The sequence below is a fragment of the Echinicola arenosa genome, from assembly GCF_014841125.1.
Classification (GTDB): domain Bacteria; phylum Bacteroidota; class Bacteroidia; order Cytophagales; family Cyclobacteriaceae; genus Echinicola; species Echinicola arenosa.
In genome coordinates this window covers 184,701-202,396 of the sequence record NZ_JACYTQ010000003.1, presented here as the reverse complement: position 1 = coordinate 202,396, position 17,696 = coordinate 184,701, and the positions used below count along the sequence as shown (strand labels likewise).

The window sequence follows — 17,696 nt, the reverse complement described above, 5'->3', positions numbered from 1 at the left end:
AATGAATGATTATTAGGTTCTAAAGTCAATAGTGACATGTTCTTGCTGTATCTGAAAGCTGAAATCCAGAGAATATTTCATGGTTTCTAACACATTTTTCAAGGTCTCTTGCTTGAATTCGCCGTTTATTAATGGTGTTTTGGCATCCTGTCCTAATACCTTGATATCCACTCCATACCAGCGTTCGAGTTGCTTCACGACCTCAGAAAAAGGAATTTTCTCAAAGAATAAGACGCCTTCTTTCCATTGAAAATGTTTTATGTTTTTTCCTTTTTGCTTAACCAAATGGTTGGATTCATTTACCAAAGCCTCTTCACCGGGATTGAGGAATATTTTCTCATCCTTGGATTGTTCTAATTGATGTCTTATTTCCACCTTACCTGTGGTCAGGTAAACTTCGGTTGGGAAAGAGCGATAAGCTTTGATATTAAAGGAAGTTCCCAATGCAGTGGTCAATAATGTCCCACTAGTAACCTTAAAAGGCCTCAGGGTGTCATGCGCCACGTCAAAAAATGCTTCACCCTCCAACACCACATTTCTATGTGTAAGGCCAAAGCCGGTTTTATTAAACTCCAATTGGCTATCGGCATTAAGTATGACGGTGCTCCCATCAGGAAGATGAATCTTGGATTTTTGACCTTTAGCATTGGAGCGGACGACCCATTCTTCATGAGCTACACTAACTGGATCAGACTTCTTGAAAATTAAATCCTTATAAATCCCTCCAGCAATTAATGTGACCAACAGGACCACAGCTATTTTAAGAATCCAGGATATATTATTGTCTCTTGGTAGGTTTCTTTCCTGCTGAGCCCTTCTCTTTGTTTTTTTTAAGCTTTCCTTTATATGAACGCGAATCTGCTGCTTTTTGTCATCGCCCAGCGGAACGGTCTCTTCTCTGAGGTTTTCGAGGATGGTTTTAGCCTCGCGAAGGGTGACTACTTTGTCTGGATACTTTTCCATCCATCGGATCCAAAACAAATTCAGGTGTCTTGGCTCATTGTCCATCACCCATTTCCTGAAGTCATCGTCCTCCAAAAAATCTTCTACTGTATTGATGTGGTCTTTCAATTGGCTCCTCCCCTTTATTTAATAGAGGGAGCAACTGCTTCGATCTAACAAAAATTATTGAAAAAAATATCGAAAATATAAATCAGCATAACCATCTTATATTTAAAACTGTATTTTTTGAAATCCTGTTTAAGAATTTTAATGGCCCTGAAGATCATATTATACAAGGTTGGAACTTGGATATTCATAATTTCAGCAACTTCCTCATAAGACATACTGTCAATATATCGCAAATGTAATGCTTCCCTTTGACGCTTGCTAAGGTGCTCCATTGACCTACGCAGAAGATCCATCTTACCATTTGATATTTCATCTTCTATAATCACAGCTTCGCTATTATTAGCTATGCTCATGGAACATGATGTTTTCTCCAAGAGGGTAATCTTACTAGCTTTTTTCACTTGTAAAAGCAGCTCCCGCTTAAAGGTTCGCAAGACATAAAACTTGAAAGATTCTGTTATGATAATTTTCTGGCGGTTTTCCCAAAGCCGTGTAAATACTTCTTGAATGGAATCTTCTATCAGATCAAAATTTTGCGTAATTCGTTGTGCGTAGCGATACAAATCATCGACTCTATTGTCATAAAGAAACATAAAAGCATCTTCATTATTTAGCTTGACATATTCCCATAGTTCCTTGTCTGTGGAGTTTTCAAACTTTTGATTCATGGTGATTGGGTTTACTTATTACAATCTAGGTCATTTTACCCAGATTATTCAGAAGTATTTTACCCTAACCAAATATTATTTTTGCCATAAAGAATTCAACACAAAAAAAACCGATCTTATTTAAAAAATCGGTTTCATTTATATATTTGGATTATAAACACATTAAAAAACTTCGCTGGCTACCTTATGAACAGTAGCTGCTTTACTCATCGTATAGTAATGTAAACAGGGCACTCCAAAATCCACCAATTCCTTACTTTGTTGGATGGCCCATTCTATACCTACCTGCCTTACATCTGCATTGGTTTTGCACTTCTCTAACTCATCCATCAGGGCATCGGGCATATCCAAAAAGAATATACTTGGTAACACTGTAATCTGTCCTAGTGTAGTGATAGGTTTCAACCCAGGAATGATCGGAACGGTAATACCTGCTTCCCTAACACTTTTCACAAAATCGAAATACTTTTGATTGTCAAAAAACATTTGGGTCACAATATACTCCGCTCCTGCATCTACTTTGGCTTTTAAGTTCTTCAGATCAAATTTGAAACTAGGTGCTTCAAAGTGTTTTTCTGGATAGCCAGCTACGCCAATACAAAAATCCGTCTGAAAGCCCGTTTCAGTTTCTTCGTGCAAATACTTTCCATTATTCATTCCCACAATCTGGCTGACCAGTTCATTGGTATAGTTATGACCATTTTCTTCAGGAACAAACCTGCCTTCAGACTTGGGTGCATCACCTCTTAGCGCCAAAACATTTTCTACACCTATAAAATTAAGGTCAATTAAGGCATTTTCGGTTTCTTCTTTGTTAAAGCCACCGCAAAGGATATGAGGAACTGCATCCACCTTGAACCTGTTCATCAATGCCGCACAAATCCCTACAGTACCGGGACGCTTTCTGGTGCTTACTTTTTCAAGCAGGCCATTTGGGTGCTTTTTATAAACATACTCTTCACGATGGTAGGTCACATCGATAAAAGGAGGATTAAATTCCATTAAAGGAGAAATGCCATCCAGCATTTCATTCAAGCTTTGTCCTTTTAGAGGAGGAAGAATTTCAAATGAAAAAAGTGTTTTTTTCGATTGTTTGATGTGTTCTGTTACTTTCATGGGTATTTATGGTTGTCACATAACGTGAAGTGCTTTTATATATTTTTTTAAAAAGCACTTCACGTGGTATTGTCTAAGCTAATGATTATTCCATTACAGGATTAAGGCTAGGATTGTAAGCCAAATTAGGACTGAGCCACTTTTCAGCTTGCTCCTTGGAAACTCCTTTACGCTGCGCGTAACTTTCCACTTGATCTTCTCCTATCTTGCCCAGACCAAAATATTTACTATCAGGATTTCCAAAATAAAATCCACTTACAGAAGAAGTTGGTATCATGGCAAAGCTGTCTGTAAGACTAACGCCAATTGTATTTTCTACATCAAGCAGCTGGAATAAAGTGATTTTCTCGGAATGTTCAGGACAGGCTGGATAACCTGGTGCAGGACGAATGCCTTTATAAGCTTCTTTGATCAAGGCATCATTGTCAAGACTTTCCTCTTTGGCATACCCCCATAGATCTTTTCTAACCACTTCATGCATGTATTCAGCAGCCGCTTCCGCTAATCGGTCACCTAAGGCTTTGAACATAATTTCATTGTAGTCATCACCAGCAGCCTTGTAGGTTTCTACCCTATCATCCATTTTCAAACCAGCCGTTACTGCAAAACCTCCAAAGTAATCTACTTCATCAGGATGCAAGTAGTCTGCTAAAGATCGGTTTGGCACACCTTTGCCTTTTTTCCCTTGTTGTCTTAGGAAATGGAACTGGGTTGAAGTTTCTTGATTATTTTCATTTAGAATGGTAAGGTCATCTCCGCTTCTCAGAACAGGAAATAATCCCACAACTGCCTTGGCTTCAAGCCATTTTTCTGCTATGATTTTATCGAGCATCAAATTCGCTTCATCATAGAGTTTTTGCGCTTGTTCTCCCACTACCTCATCCTTGAGGATTTTTGGGTATTTGCCTGCTAGCATCCATGTACTAAAGAAAGGAGTCCAATCTATATAATTTCTTAAAACCTCAAGGTCAAGATTTAAAATAGTCTTCCCCAGTTTTGTGGGTTTCACAGGTTTATAATTCTCCCAATCAATAGTGGTAGGGTTGGCTTTTGATTCCTCATAAGTGGCCAATTGCTTGGCTTCTTGCTTGGCTTGGTGCGCTTCACGCAATTCTGCATATGTTGCCTTGATCTGCTGATGATAAGCGCCCCGTGTTTCTTCGCTGATCGCTTCACCTGCCACAGGAACAGATTTGGAAGCATCCAAAACGTGAACCACCGTACCACTGTAAACAGGATCTATTTTAACAGCGGTGTGGATTCGGCTAGTTGTCGCTCCACCAATCAACAATGGAATTTTAAGTCCTTGTCGCTCCATTTCAGAGGCTACATTGACCATTTCATCCAAGGAAGGTGTAATCAAACCACTCAATCCAATGATGTCCACTTTATTCTTAATCGCTTCACCAATAATGGTTTGGGCATCCACCATTACACCCAAATCTATGATCTGGTAGCTATTACAAGCCAATACAACCCCTACGATATTTTTACCAATGTCATGAACATCTCCTTTTACGGTGGCTAGCAAAACCTTTTTGATGGAACTTTGACTTTCATTGAAATCGGCATCTCCCGCTTTGGGCATAAATGGCTCTAAATAGGCAACCGCCTTTTTCATCACTCGAGCAGACTTCACCACCTGAGGTAAGAACATCTTTCCTGAACCAAAGAGATCACCTACCACATTCATCCCATCCATCAAAGGTCCTTCTATTACTTTCAAAGGACTCTTTAATTCTTGACGTGCTTCTTCAGCATCTTCCACAATATGGTCGATAATTCCTTTGACCAAAGAGTGTTCTATCCTTTTGGCCACAGAATCTGACCGCCAAGCTTCACTCACTGCTTCTTTCTTACCAGTAGACTTAACAGTTTCCGCGAAATCAAGCAATCTTTCGGTAGCATCCTCCCTTCTGTTCCAGATCACATCTTCCACATGCTCGAGCAAGTCTTTTGGAATATCATCATACACTTCCAGCATAGATGGATTTACAATACCCATATCCATACCATGTTGGATCGCATGGTATAAAAATACCGCATGCATGGCTTCCCGAACAGGGTTGTTTCCTCTAAAGGAGAAGCTGACATTACTGACCCCACCACTGACTTTGGCACCGGGTAAGTTTTCCTTGATCCACTTGGTAGCTTTAAAAAAGTCAATAGCATTGGTCTTATGCTCATCCATTCCAGTTGCTACTGGAAAAATATTTGGATCAAAGATGATGTCTTGCCTATTGAATTTCACTTCATTCACAAGAATATCATAACTTCTTTTACAAATATCAATTCTTCGCTGATAGGTATCGGCTTGCCCCTCCTCATCAAAGGCCATCACCACCACTGCAGCTCCAAACTTTTTAATGGTTTTAGCCTGGTGGATAAACTCTTCTTCTCCATTCTTTAAACTAATGGAGTTTACAATTCCTTTTCCTTGGATGCACTTTAGTCCTGCTAAAATGATATTCCACTTTGAGCTATCTACGACAATAGGAATTCTACTGATTTCTGGTTCTGAAGCCAAAAGATTTAGGTACCTGACCATGGAAGCTTCTCCATCCAACATACCCTCGTCCATACATACATCAAGGACCTGTGCGCCGCCCCTCACTTGGTCGAGCGCTACTTCCAAGGCCTCATCGAATTGCCCATTTAAAATTAATCGGGCAAACTTCTTTGAACCCGTCACATTGGTCCGTTCACCAATATTGACAAAATTCAACTCAGGTGTAAATACCAAAGGCTCAAGACCTGAGAGTTTGAGTAAATTGTTATTAATTTTATTATCCATTCCCACTATTCTTCTATTGCAAATGCCAATTTTCGGGGTTTATACTTTTTACTTATCTCAGCGATGGTTTGGATATGTTCTGGTGTTGTGCCACAACATCCTCCAAGGATATTGATCAATCCATCTTTCAGGAATTCCTCAACCTGATCAGCCATCTCTTTTGCCGTTTGATCATACTGACCAAATTCATTTGGTAGGCCTGCATTGGGATAAGCACTTACATAAAATGGTGCTTTTTCAGCCAGAACCTTTAAGTAAGGTCTTAACTCTTTAGCGCCCAAAGCACAATTCAACCCAATACTGATCAAAGGCACATGTGAAAGTGAAATCAAGAATGCTTCGGTAGTTTGTCCAGACAATGTTCTTCCTGAAGCATCTGTGATGGTGCCAGAAATCATAATAGGTATTCCACCTTCTTCAGGGTTCAAAGGAATCCCCTTTTCCTCAAATACTTCCTGAATGGCAAACAGGGCAGCTTTGGCGTTAAGCGTATCGAATATAGTTTCCACTAATAATATATCGGATCCACCATCCAACAATCCTCTAACTTGCTCGGCATAGGCTTCAGCCAATTGGTCAAAATTAATCGCCCTGAAACCGGGATCATTAACATCTGGAGAGATGGAAGCAGTCCTATTTGTTGGGCCAATAGCCCCAGCAACAAACCGGGGTTGATCTGGTGTTTTTTCCGATTGGGCCAAAGCCACTTCCTTTGCTATCTTGGCAGACTCAAAATTCAGTTCATAGGCCAAATGAGAAAGGTCATAATCATCTTGAGCAATGGTCGTGCTGCTAAAAGTATTGGTCTCCAAAATATCAGAACCTGCATCCAAGTAAGCTTGGTGAATTGCCCTGATGATATCCGGTCTGCTCAATGACAATAAATCATTGTTCCCTTTGAGTGGTTTAGGGTGATGCTCCAATGCCGAAGTTCTAAAATCCTTCTCTTCCAACTTGTAACGTTGGATCATAGTCCCCATGGCACCATCGAGAATTAAGATTTTCTTTTGAAGTTGTTGAAGTAATATGTCAGTTCTTGTATTCATGCTCTTCAATTAATTAAAAGCTTTATCGAGCAAAGAACCGGTAGAAAAACGTAGAAAATATTCTATCGCTCATCTTTTCCTGTCTTTCTCAGGATGGGAGTTAGCACCTTGTTGTTGCAGGTTGCTAAGACGTCATCGGGCCCTTCCCTCAGTCTTTCTCGATAAGCAAATCCAAAGTTAACAGGAAATGATGGAAAACAATTGCAATAATCAGAATTTATTTAAGGATTCGTCAAGCGAATTGCTAATGGCGTTAAATGCATTGCCTATTTCTGCCTTATGGCCTAACACCTACTCCTAACTGCAAATAGGGTGAGCTCATGTATTGGGACATACTGACATCCCCCAGTTTATATTTTCCAATAGGAAGCTCGTAACCTCCATTAAGTGATAATACGAGATCAACTTTATCCTTCTTGGATAGGGACAATGCATAAGCCAGATATACTTCAGGTTTGGCCATCATTCCACCTTTTCGGAGTTCTCCATCATAATCAGGAATATCAATCAATTCTGGAAAAGGAACTTTCCTCTTATGCATCAATGAATACCTCAAATTAGCATAGCCCAAACCTCCCAATAATCCTACTTCCCAATCATTCAAATCGATGATTTTTTGTCCCATATTCCCATAAACTCTCACACTGTTTAGACTCTGCAGATAGTTCTCGTTAGCATTGCCATGCATGGTTACATTATAGACATCCAGTCCATATAGGAACCCTCTGTTTTCACCAAGAATCTTCAATCCAAGGTTTTGAGGAACTCCTGAAAGCTCTTTGTAACCATTATCTCTTAAATGTTGATTTAAAGCGTTCGGTTTACTGAAATGCTGACCATAAATAAAATGAATACCTAAAGAAGCATCTCGGTAAAAGTAGTTTTCTTCAGGCAAGGTAATCCCTGCTCCTATTCGGATGAATGCTCCACTTTGAAGATTGTCGAAAGTAAACCCATTGATTTTCCATGATTCTTCAAAAGGATTGAAGGAGTAACCGACTTTGGCAATGAGGGAAATTTCCTCTTCACTTGGTAAGATATTAAGGTCATAGCCCACTTCAAAACCAATTTCTGTTAGAAAACCACCCAACTTATTACTTCCCTGTGTGATATCATTTTTCCTTAAAATGAATCCATTGGCAGGATTATCCAAAAAATCATCCAGCGTATAATCATTGACTTCTTTAAGCATTTGAAAGTTCAAATATCCAACTCCCATGGACATATAGTGGATCAAATGGAATTTTCCTTCTTCCGTAAAGCTATAGCCTACATTTAGAAACAACCTGGTCGTTCTATAATCCAAGGTATAATCACCATACATGCCATTGGCACCATTGTTTTGGTAAAGCTCCGCTCCCACAATAAAATCATTGAAGCGGCTCTGGTAAGCCAGCCCATAAGTTCTATAATTGTTTGGAAGAGGCTCTTCTCCCCTGTCTTCCAAAAAGTCATCCAAGCCCTGTAGGTTTGCGCCAGAAGTTCCAAAAAACACATTGAAGGTAGTCCTCTGATAGCGGTTTAACCCTTGGGCAAAAATACAGTGGGTGCTGATGATCAAAACAAAAACAAAGGCGACAAGTCTCATGAGTTGCAATTTCCCCACAAAAATAAAATTATAATAATTCAATACGATACTTTTCTTATCCAAAACCTAAACTTGAATCTAGTTAAAAGAATGGGTAATGCTGCATTTGAGCGAGTAATAGTTGAAACTTTAGCAAAGCTTGTGCCTAAACCTATTATCAAGTAGGCCTAAAAATCATTTCATTTTATTAACTTCAGCAAGAATTTCACAAATAATCTTTTTACCATTAAAATGAACAAAATGATTACAACAACAACACCATCAGTTGAAGGACATGAGATCAAGCGTTATTGCGGAATTGTGACCGGTGAAACCATCATTGGGGCCAATGTATTTAGAGACTTTTTTGCGAGTATTACAGATATCGTCGGTGGCCGCTCTGGAGCTTATGAAAAAGTTCTGAAAGAAGCCAAGACCACTTCTTTGGCAGAAATGGAAATGCAGGCAAGAGCGTTTGGTGGAAACGCTGTAGTGGGAGTTGACCTTGACTATGAAACCATAAGAGATGGCATGTTGATGGTTACTGCCAGCGGAACGGCTGTGGTAATTGAACCGAAATAATAAAAAAAGCTATCCCTAAAATCGGGATAGCTTTCCTTCTTTTGACCAATTGGATTACTTGTGGGCATCCAAAGCCATTTTTAGTTTCATCTTGTCAGCCTTTTTAATTACCTCATTGCTGACCACTACCACAGGTCCTGTTTTACAGAAGTCCATACATTTTGTCTTTACTAATTTGTATTTCCCCTTATGGTCATCCAATTTAATGACATCTTTGGCCTCTTTTAATAGTCCTTTGCAACCATTCTTTTTACAGTCTGAGCCAGTGCAGACAAATATGAATTTTCTATAAAGCGCCATATTCTACAGGTTTGATACCAATTGCAACAGTAATCCGCACAAATAAGCTCCATAAGTTCCTGCTGCATAACCAAACACTGCTAACAAAACTCCTACAGGAGCCAAGGATGGATTAAATGCTGAAGCCACGATAGGTGCTGAGGCAGCTCCTCCTACGTTGGCCTGTGAGCCCACAGCAACAAAGAAGAAAGGTGCTTTGATAAAATATGCCACAATGAGCATGATCACAATGTGAAAAACCATCCAAAGTCCTCCTACTACAAACAAGGTTGGGTTATCCAATATAGCAAATAAATCCATTTGCATACCCACAGTCGCAATCAATACATAGAGTAAAACACTTCCTAAACGGCTTGCTCCAACACCTTCCAAATTTCTGGCTTTGGTAAATGACAAAATCAAACCACCGGTGGTCGCTATGACCACGATCCAGAAAAATGCAGAGTCCAAGGAGTACTTTTCCAGTTCAGGATAATTTGTTCCTATCCAAGGCGCAATAAAATCAGCCAACCAATGGGAAAGCCCAGTGATTCCAAAACCTACCCCCAATACCAACAAGGTGTCAGTCATATTCGGAATCTTCATAATACTTCCTCTATAAGCTTCTACTTTCTTTTGGAGCTCAATGATGGAAGAACTGTCTGCTTTGAATATTTTATCTATTCTGTCTGGATTTGCTGCCCAATACAGCAAAAATGCCAACCATAAATTGGCCATAACCACATCCACAGCAATCATCTGACTGAATAATTCAGGACTGGCTCCAAAGGTCTTTAGCATAGCAGTTTGATTGGCTCCCCCGCCGATCCAACTCCCAGCTATCGTTGCCAAACCTCTCCAAACTTCGTCTGGACCTGCTCCCCCTACAACTGAAGGGTCAAATACTGAAACCGTCAAAACAGCCAGAGGGCCTCCCAAGATTATGCCGAAAGTTCCAGCCAGAAACATTATCAGCGCTTTAGGACCTAATTTAAGAATAGAATTAAAGTCAATACTCAAAGTCAAAAGCACCAATGAAGCAGGAAGTAAATACCGAGAAGCCACTTGGTACAAATTGGAACTTTGCCCTGAAATAATTCCAAGTGTATTTAAAATGGATGGAAGAAAATAACAGAGCAATACAGTAGGTACTATCCGATAGAATTTTTGCCAAAAAACTTTTTTGCTGCTTGCTGTACCAAATACCAATGCCAATATGACCATTAGAATTCCTAATACTACAGCGTCATTGGTAATTAAGGGAGTAGATTCCTGCATGGATTTTAAATTATGAAAACAATTTATCCCACAAAAGAAGTAAAACCTAAAAGAAAAAAAAATTAACCCTTGTTTTATGTGCTTTTAAAATTCTTACGATAAGAATCTTTCTATCCTTACTTTTGTTCCCAAATGGTCATTAATTCTCCAAGCATCATAGCGGTTGCTCCCCAAATCGTTTCTTGATCGATATCAAAATATGGAGCTTTAATCTTAGCTCCACGAGCAAGCACAAAATCCTTTTCTTTGCGGATATTATGATCAACCAAAACACTAAAGTCACAAGTAATGACTCTAGCCACCTCTCTAGGGTCTGGCTTAAATACTGGAACTGAGCGCATAAAGCCAATGTAAGGCGTAACCAAAAAGTTGCTTGGGGGAATAAATAACTGTGAGAGTTTACCCAATAATTGAATTTGAGCACGGTCAACTCCAATTTCTTCCTCTGTTTCCCTTAATGCCGTTTCTTGTAGATTTTGATCTGATTCTTCCCATTTCCCTCCTGGAAAAGAAACTTGCCCACTATGCGTTCCATCATACTCAGGCCTTTTGATAAAAGGAACCATGCAACCATTTTCTCCGGGGTACAGCAATATCAACACCGCTCCCTTTCTGGCATTTTTTAAGTCCTGTTGTGCAAACCGAGCCTCATTCAAGGGCTGAGGAGCCATTACAATTTGGCCTTTCCTCCCTGGCAATGGGTATTGAAGTTTATTTTCAATGATATCAATTACTTCTTCTAGTTGCATATATGCTCAATTTTCCAACCCTCTAACAGATTATACTTTACTTTAATTCCATAGTTAAATGCTCTCCAAGTAACTAGGAAAATAATAAAGATGAAGATGGATCAAAAAAGTTTAGGCGAAAAATTGCTTGCATAAACTTATACATTTGGTTGATTTGGGTATTTCTTTCAAACTGAAATTGGAACTGTGGGTATATCATTAAAGTGTGATTCAATAAAAACCTTCAGGAATTGGAAAATTTATTGTTTTTTTTCTTACTGAATCACAGAAGATTAGTTTATGATATACCCAACAAATCAAAATAGCTATAATTAATTCAGTTTCTAAGTTTGTAAAAATGAATAATAATCTTTTATATTTGCATCGCTTTAAGGGGGAAACGGCAAGTGTTTTTCTAGCAGCACAGAGAGTTGGGTGAGTGGCTTAAACCAGCAGTTTGCTAAACTGTCGTACGGGTCAAACCGTACCGGGGGTTCGAATCCCCCACTCTCTACATCAAAGGATTCATCAGAATCCTTTTTTTATTAAAAGTTCGGGGTGTAGCGTAGCCCGGTCATCGCGCCTCGTTTGGGACGAGGAGGTCGCAGGTTCGAATCCTGCCACCCCGACAAGATTCAGATCAAAAAGAACCAAAACCCTCTAAATGGTATGTTTAGAGGTTTTTTTATTTTTTAATGACCCAAAAAACATCAAGATATATCATAATGTTTGTGCCCTATTCGTGGCCCCATTTAAAATTATATATTTGGGGCACAGAATGTGATTTAACCTACTATATTTCAAAAGGTTATCATTTTGTAGTTGAAGTTAAATTTATTCGTATGAAGGCCTTTGATTCGGTTTTATCCGACTCGCTTTTGTGCCCCATTTCAGACCAAATCATCTTGAACTAAAATGAATGAACATGAAAAGCAATTTTAACACCTTTGGAGTAATTTTCTTTATTAAGAAATACAAAGCAAAAAACGGACGAGCACCTATTTATGCAAGAATAACGGTTGATGGCCGCCGAGCCGATTTTTCAGTTAGGAAGTCAATTGAACCAAGATTTTGGAATGGTATGAAAGGGTTAGCGAAAGGCTCAAATCCTGAAACTATTAAATTCAATCAGTTCATTGAGAGTATTAGATCAAAAATTGTAACACTGTATCAGGATACCATTATTAGGAATGAAACCCCAACTGCTGAAGATTTAAAAAATAAATTTTTAGGAATAGAAAAAATTGAACACTCTCTTTCTTCGATTTTCACTTACCACCGTGAAATGCTTATACCATCTCCTCACAAGAGATAATTTCCCTTTTTAAACTAAGGCCATCCCATCCAAGTCCTACTTTCGAAACATATACTGGATTGGCACTAATACGCTGAGTATGTAAATCAATAGCTCCACGCGGACCGAGTACATTTACACGGTTTAAATCAACTAACAATCTCTCTTTTGAAATTTTACCTGATTTCTCCTCTAGGCTATTTCTAAGCAATAGTCCTACTTCGTAAGCCAACAAGGCATAGCCCTCTGGAGCAGACCCGAAATTATTATGATAATTCTCCACAAACTCTAAGTTGGCTTCATTATCTATTTCTTTAAACCAAGTAGATGCAGAAAAAATATTTCGACTACTAACCTCTAAAACTTTCATAGTGCTGGTGTCTGAAAAATAAGGTATAAAAGAAACCTTAACGACTTTTGAAAATTTTTCTTCTTTTAAAAGTTTTATGAACTTGGAAAAAATGGAATGAGAAGCAGTTAGTATGTGAATATGCCTGGGACGGTGTTGTTGAGCAAAATTCAGGACTTCCTGTATATCCTCTTCTCCGTATAAGTAGCCTAACATATCCCCGGATATGTGCTGCATTAATTTTTTTGACATCGTACCCACTCCTTTTTCTTCTACCCTATCTAAGCAAACACAAGTTTGATCCAAAAGATCCTTTGCAAAATTACTCAGTACATACTGACTGGAACTTAAATCCAAACTATTCAAAAAGACATTGGAAAGCTTCTTTTCCTTTATCACATCCCTACAAGCAGCTAAATTAAAGATTACGACAGGTCTTCCACATTTCTCAAAATGGGCTTTCATAAGCTCGGACTGATCACAGTTTAAGACAGCAATAATGAGCTGAGCATTTTCAGCTTTAATTAGATCATTAAGAGCATCTCTATTTCTATCAATCTCGTCACAATTCAAATATTGGGTAACAATTGATACCTCTTCTATATCAAACCCACTACAACCTAGTCTCAGGCCTTTTTCGATTTCCTGTCCTATGCTGGAGACCAGGCCTGAGAACGGTATTAACAATCCTACTTTCATCATCGAAAAAATTAATTTTATGGTTGAATTTTATTTACTCATGTTGGTAGCTACAAAAATGCGGACTGGTAATATATTTTAACAGCGCATTACTTCGCATAGAAAAAATCAAGTAAAAATACCTGGTCAAATAGCCTCTAATTAAAAACAGCAACAGCAACAGATTTTTGCTGTTGCTGTTGCTAAAAAATCAATTAAACGCTTAAACTCCTACTTGATCCTCAAGCACTCGTTCAGAAACTAATTTTCCACTTGTTTTGTCTTTCAATTCAATTTTGGAATTGGAATAATATCCAATATCGATATCTTCAGTTGACTGGACTGAATTCTTGACACCTCCTGATGACATCACACCACCAATACCTAAACTCCAAAAGTGATGGCCTTTGTAAGTTGGATTGTAATTAATGGCCGTATTTCCAATCAAATAGGCGTTGTACTTGATTCGAACTTTCATCACGCCACGGCTTGCCGAAAGTTCAGCCAAAACAGACTCTCCCGGGTCAAGAGTCACACTTACCCCAGAAGTGGAGCCTACTGTGATTGATTTGGATTCTTGTCCACCTATTCCCCAAGACTGGCTGTATGAAAGGGTAGTCTCTCCCTTTACACCTGATCCTAAAAACTCCACTCCATAAGAGATTTTTTGCCCCACACTTAAGGTACCTCCTGTACTCCAGTTGGAGCTGGTGGTGTTACTGAGTGTTTCGGAAATGGCCACATTAAATGTTCCTTTTTTGCTGCTATCATTGGTAAACTCCTGAGTCTTTACAATTACTGGTTCAGAAGTTATGCCCAAAATTTCTGCACTTTGTACCACCAATACCATTTGTACTTGTGGCCAACTGTACTTTTTATACAAATCCCCCCAAGGAGTTGGACTGTGCAGGTAGGCATCATTGGGAGATTTACCAAAGTAAGCCTTTACAGCGTCTTTTAACTGTTTATCGCCCAATCTAAAGGTCGTTCTTTCATCATCGGTGATGACATGCTGAACGGTTCCACTTGCATTGACACTGGAGACAGATTTGTCTTTTCCTGCAATAATACTAATGCTGATTCCCATAATATTAAAAATTTAAAGTTGAAAAACTTGGTTTTGCCTACTCTTTTGAAAGGATTTTCGGCTTACTCCGAATTTTGATATTCTTTTCCAAAAATGCGGTTATCGGCAAACATAGGTTTACCTAAACAACCACTATTGATTGATGACTAAATGTCAAATTGATTTCACTCCCACTATAAAGGATAGCTTTGCTGGATTTGGTTGGTGAAATCCCCTGTTCGTTGATGTCTATTCAAAATTGGTGGAAATAAACAAAAAAATAAAGGGGATAAACCACCATTTCAAAAACCAAGTATTTCTACTCCAAAAGTATAAAAACTTATATTCCGTTGATCGGATCGGTAAGGTCACTTATATCAATAATTTCATGCTGTAAACCGTAAACAATCAAACCCACTACATTCTTTGAGTTTGTTTTGCTCAACAAGTTATTTCGGTGTCCTTCAACCGTTCTTTCACTCAAAAACAGCTTTTCAGCTATTTCTTGGGTTCTAAACTGTTGACAAAGCAAAAGTAAAACCTCCTTTTCCCTTTTGGTAATGAAGCCAGGATCTAAAGGAGAAACACTGTTTTTTTTATTTCTATTGAGAAAGTCTCCATTAATAATTTGAAGCACTTCTTGGCTATAATAAAAGCCCTTTGCCGCCACCTCATTGATTGTTTGGACCATTTCATCTGGTTCTGCATCTTTTGTGATATAACCCGCAGCTCCAAGGTTGAGCATATTAAGAATAAATGGTTTTCCTTTATGAGTGGTCAAAGCGATTACTTTAAGGTCAGGATATTTTTTTGTAATCACCTTCGTGGCCTCTATACCATTCATTTCAGGCATTTTTAGATCCATCAGCACAATATCTGGAAAATCAACCTTCTCGGCGGCTGCTAGCTTTTCAATAAGTTCTGCTCCATTGCCAGCATCAAAAAGCACTTCAAATTTCCCTGTACTTTCTAACATCTGCTTAAGCACACCCCTAAAAAGTGTTTCATCATCCGCCAAGACTATATTTGTTTTAAGATCCATCAAAAGACTTTTTTATCGTTACTTTCATTCCTTTTCCCTGCTCACTCCAGGTTTCCAAACTACCTTTCATCATATCCACACGATTTTGAAGGTTCAACATGCCTAATCCATCACTCGATTTTTTCACATCGAAGCCTTTCCCATTATCTTCATAAAGGTAGAACAGACCATCGTCATTCACACGAATATTAATTTTTATCTCTTGTGCATCAGCATGCTTTACCGTGTTATTAATCAATTCCTGGCTAATTCGATAAATGATCAGACGGGTTTCCTGATCCAATAAGTTTTCTTCAATGTCCACTTTAAAACGGGTCCCGATCCTTGACCCTGTCTGGACTTCATCCAATAGTTCATGGATACCAGCTTCCAAACCAAACTTCTCTACGATTAGTGGAGAGTAAGCATGGGATAATTCTCTCGTCCTGCTGACCACCTTTTCAGAAAGCTCCTTAAGACCATTTAACAGCTCCAAATTGTCATTTCCAGAAAGTTGGTACAGGCTTAATTTTATCGTTGTTAATTTCGAACCAATATCATCATGTAAAATATCAGAAACACGCCGCCGCTCTTCTTCCTGAGACCGAATCACAGTGTGTAGAAGGTCAGTTTGATGTTTGAGCTTTAGTTCTGCGTTAAGCATTTGTTCTTTGATCACCTTCCTTCTCATAAGCTCGACAGCGACAATGATAATAACCGCAAGCACCAATACCAGTGAAATTGCAAGCAGTATGTAGTTTACGAACTTTTGACTTTCCATATTTCTAGAAAATAAAAGACTTGGAAAATCATAAATAACACTACATTAAACAGCAAAATCGGTTTCCATTCAATTTTAGAAAGACTCTCTCCTAACAAAAATATAATCGAGCTACCTCCTAGATAAACAACCATTCCGTAATTGATAAACCTGAAACCTTCTTCTTGATTGTTAATTACACCGTTCACCAAATGGAAAATAGAAGCGAAAACAAATAAGAGATTCATACTAAAATAAGAATACCCTCCAAAAACCCCACTTAAATTATTCCATTTGGAACTGTATTCATAACCAATTAACCCGACACATAGAATTAGTCCCAATAAAAAAACCATCTTAACCTTACGGCTATTTAGAATCTTCCAGTAAAATAATCCATAGCCTATTAATTGAAAGGCAAAATAAAAATGAAATAATAACAAGTTATTTATTCCAAATCTAGCCAGTAAGAAACTAGATATTTGAATTAAATAAACAAGAGAAAAAGTAATGGTGAAAATTTTGGTTGGAAGATTACTTTTGGCATAATGCTTCCAACCAAAAAACACTGCTCCAGTCAAAGTAATAAGATTTAAGTAGTGAATTATTCCATACATAGTTCACAGTTTGAAGCAGGTCAAATAATTATTAATTCATGTCCAAGCTCAATAAACCATCAGGGTCCATCTCTCCACAATCCGGTGGACACGGACTGGTGAAATCATATACATACTGCCCCTCTTCCTCATTTACCATGTCATTTCCATTGGCATCTACACCTACTATCAAAAGTTTCTCCGTATCATTATCGTCTATTCCTAGATAAGTCCTGACATTGGTGGCTCCCAACTCTGCCATAACTTCTTGGAGATCTATCATAGGTACCAAAAATCCATTGACCGGTGTCTTTTTATTATAATCCTTTTCCATTTTTTTCCATCGTTGCATCCATTTCTTGGCAGTCTGCTTAGGAATTGTGTTTTTCATAGTTGCACTTTTTAATATTAAAAGAATTTAAACTCGGATTTTAAAACGTATTAATTACAATGCAAACTAAACTTTAAAGAAGTATATTCAAAGGAAAATAAATTAATTCCTATTATCATTTCACATACAAATAACCTTCATTGGATTACTTTATCGATACATTTTACAACAACAAGCTATATTTCTTAACAGCCTTAAGTTTTTTATGTTTAATGTTTCTTTCAATAAAATTGAAAGAAACATTATTCGCTTAAAATTTTCAATTTATAACAACCCGACCAACACAAAAATAATCATCATTAAGATTGATTGCCTACTATTCAAATTCAAGATGACTTGGCAACTGAGGTATAAAAACAAATATCTTCAAACTGATCCCTCCCGAAAAGACTAGTATAGAACCTACCTTGAT

General features: G+C 38.2%; 17 protein-coding genes, 2 tRNA genes and 1 riboswitch. Of the genes, 4 read left to right on the top strand and 15 right to left on the bottom strand.

The annotated features are described in order from the left end of the window. Positions 1 to 12 precede the first annotated feature (12 nt). The 6 genes from IFO69_RS10130 to IFO69_RS10105 form a co-directional block, all read right to left on the bottom strand. Positions 13 to 1,071, bottom strand: a complete 1,059-nt coding sequence (locus IFO69_RS10130) for a FecR family protein (protein ID WP_192009990.1) — start codon at positions 1,069 to 1,071, stop codon at positions 13 to 15. A 44-nt stretch (positions 1,072 to 1,115) separates the two neighbouring features. Continuing rightward, the gene (locus IFO69_RS10125; protein ID WP_192009989.1) at positions 1,116 to 1,739 is read right to left on the bottom strand and encodes an RNA polymerase sigma factor; all 624 of its coding nucleotides are present in this window, start codon (positions 1,737 to 1,739) and stop codon (positions 1,116 to 1,118) included. Positions 1,740 to 1,901: 162 nt separating this feature from the next. Beyond that, positions 1,902 to 2,855 (bottom strand): methylenetetrahydrofolate reductase [NAD(P)H], encoded by a 954-nt coding sequence (gene metF / locus IFO69_RS10120; RefSeq protein ID WP_192009988.1) that lies wholly within the window; start codon positions 2,853 to 2,855, stop codon positions 1,902 to 1,904. 85 nt (positions 2,856 to 2,940) lie between these two features. Beyond that, positions 2,941 to 5,649 carry a methionine synthase gene (gene metH / locus IFO69_RS10115; protein WP_192009987.1) on the bottom strand — a complete coding sequence of 903 codons (2,709 nt, stop codon included), beginning with the start codon at positions 5,647 to 5,649 and terminating at the stop codon, positions 2,941 to 2,943. A gap of 5 nt (positions 5,650 to 5,654) precedes the next feature. Beyond that, positions 5,655 to 6,695: a homocysteine S-methyltransferase family protein gene (locus tag IFO69_RS10110; RefSeq protein WP_192009986.1), complete on the bottom strand. Its 1,041-nt coding sequence runs from the start codon at positions 6,693 to 6,695 to the stop codon at positions 5,655 to 5,657. A 66-nt stretch (positions 6,696 to 6,761) separates the two neighbouring features. Beyond that, positions 6,762 to 6,863: riboswitch (SAM riboswitch) on the bottom strand. 109 nt (positions 6,864 to 6,972) lie between these two features. After that, entirely contained in the window at positions 6,973 to 8,346 is a 1,374-nt protein-coding gene (locus IFO69_RS10105) for a hypothetical protein (RefSeq protein ID WP_225444088.1), read from the bottom strand. A gap of 177 nt (positions 8,347 to 8,523) precedes the next feature. Between IFO69_RS10105 and IFO69_RS10100 the strand changes: the two genes are divergently transcribed. Next, positions 8,524 to 8,844 (top strand): YbjQ family protein, encoded by a 321-nt coding sequence (locus IFO69_RS10100; protein ID WP_192009985.1) that lies wholly within the window; start codon positions 8,524 to 8,526, stop codon positions 8,842 to 8,844. A 54-nt stretch (positions 8,845 to 8,898) separates the two neighbouring features. On the opposite strand, the gene IFO69_RS10095 is transcribed toward IFO69_RS10100, so the two are convergent. The 3 genes from IFO69_RS10095 to IFO69_RS10085 all read right to left on the bottom strand — a co-directional run bounded on the left by IFO69_RS10095 (position 8,899) and on the right by IFO69_RS10085 (position 11,150). Beyond that, a complete protein-coding gene (locus IFO69_RS10095; RefSeq protein ID WP_192009984.1) occupies positions 8,899 to 9,144 on the bottom strand; it encodes a (2Fe-2S) ferredoxin domain-containing protein in 246 nt (81 codons plus the stop codon). A gap of 3 nt (positions 9,145 to 9,147) precedes the next feature. Further along, complete coding sequence (locus tag IFO69_RS10090) at positions 9,148 to 10,401, bottom strand: DUF819 family protein (RefSeq protein ID WP_192009983.1); 1,254 nt, start codon at positions 10,399 to 10,401, stop codon at positions 9,148 to 9,150. Positions 10,402 to 10,517: 116 nt separating this feature from the next. After that, complete coding sequence (locus IFO69_RS10085; protein WP_192009982.1) at positions 10,518 to 11,150, bottom strand: NUDIX hydrolase; 633 nt, start codon at positions 11,148 to 11,150, stop codon at positions 10,518 to 10,520. Positions 11,151 to 11,554: 404 nt separating this feature from the next. Between IFO69_RS10085 and IFO69_RS10080 the strand changes: the two genes are divergently transcribed. The 3 genes from IFO69_RS10080 to IFO69_RS10070 all read left to right on the top strand — a co-directional run bounded on the left by IFO69_RS10080 (position 11,555) and on the right by IFO69_RS10070 (position 12,444). Continuing rightward, positions 11,555 to 11,643: transfer RNA gene (locus tag IFO69_RS10080), tRNA-Ser, on the top strand. A 40-nt stretch (positions 11,644 to 11,683) separates the two neighbouring features. Beyond that, a tRNA-Pro gene (locus tag IFO69_RS10075) sits at positions 11,684 to 11,758 on the top strand. A gap of 296 nt (positions 11,759 to 12,054) precedes the next feature. Continuing rightward, positions 12,055 to 12,444 (top strand): Arm DNA-binding domain-containing protein, encoded by a 390-nt coding sequence (locus tag IFO69_RS10070; RefSeq protein ID WP_192009981.1) that lies wholly within the window; start codon positions 12,055 to 12,057, stop codon positions 12,442 to 12,444. Here the strand turns inward: IFO69_RS10070 and IFO69_RS10065 are convergent. The 6 genes from IFO69_RS10065 to IFO69_RS10040 all read right to left on the bottom strand — a co-directional run bounded on the left by IFO69_RS10065 (position 12,419) and on the right by IFO69_RS10040 (position 17,284). After that, positions 12,419 to 13,474: an ABC transporter substrate-binding protein gene (locus tag IFO69_RS10065; RefSeq protein WP_192009980.1), complete on the bottom strand. Its 1,056-nt coding sequence runs from the start codon at positions 13,472 to 13,474 to the stop codon at positions 12,419 to 12,421. The genes IFO69_RS10070 and IFO69_RS10065 overlap by 26 nt on opposite strands. 199 nt (positions 13,475 to 13,673) lie before the next feature. Next, positions 13,674 to 14,537, bottom strand: coding sequence for a follicular epithelium yolk protein subunit (locus tag IFO69_RS10060; protein WP_192009979.1), 864 nt, complete (start codon positions 14,535 to 14,537; stop codon positions 13,674 to 13,676). 319 nt (positions 14,538 to 14,856) lie between these two features. Continuing rightward, positions 14,857 to 15,558 (bottom strand): response regulator transcription factor, encoded by a 702-nt coding sequence (locus IFO69_RS10055; protein ID WP_192009978.1) that lies wholly within the window; start codon positions 15,556 to 15,558, stop codon positions 14,857 to 14,859. After that, the gene (locus tag IFO69_RS10050; protein ID WP_192009977.1) at positions 15,548 to 16,318 is read right to left on the bottom strand and encodes a sensor histidine kinase; all 771 of its coding nucleotides are present in this window, start codon (positions 16,316 to 16,318) and stop codon (positions 15,548 to 15,550) included. Before IFO69_RS10050 ends, IFO69_RS10055 begins: the two co-directional genes overlap by 11 nt. After that, positions 16,297 to 16,914, bottom strand: a complete 618-nt coding sequence (locus IFO69_RS10045; protein ID WP_192009976.1) for a hypothetical protein — start codon at positions 16,912 to 16,914, stop codon at positions 16,297 to 16,299. The genes IFO69_RS10050 and IFO69_RS10045 overlap by 22 nt, the downstream gene beginning before the upstream one ends. Before the next feature lie 31 nt (positions 16,915 to 16,945). Then, complete coding sequence (locus IFO69_RS10040) at positions 16,946 to 17,284, bottom strand: hypothetical protein (protein ID WP_192009975.1); 339 nt, start codon at positions 17,282 to 17,284, stop codon at positions 16,946 to 16,948. Positions 17,285 to 17,696 lie beyond the last annotated feature (412 nt).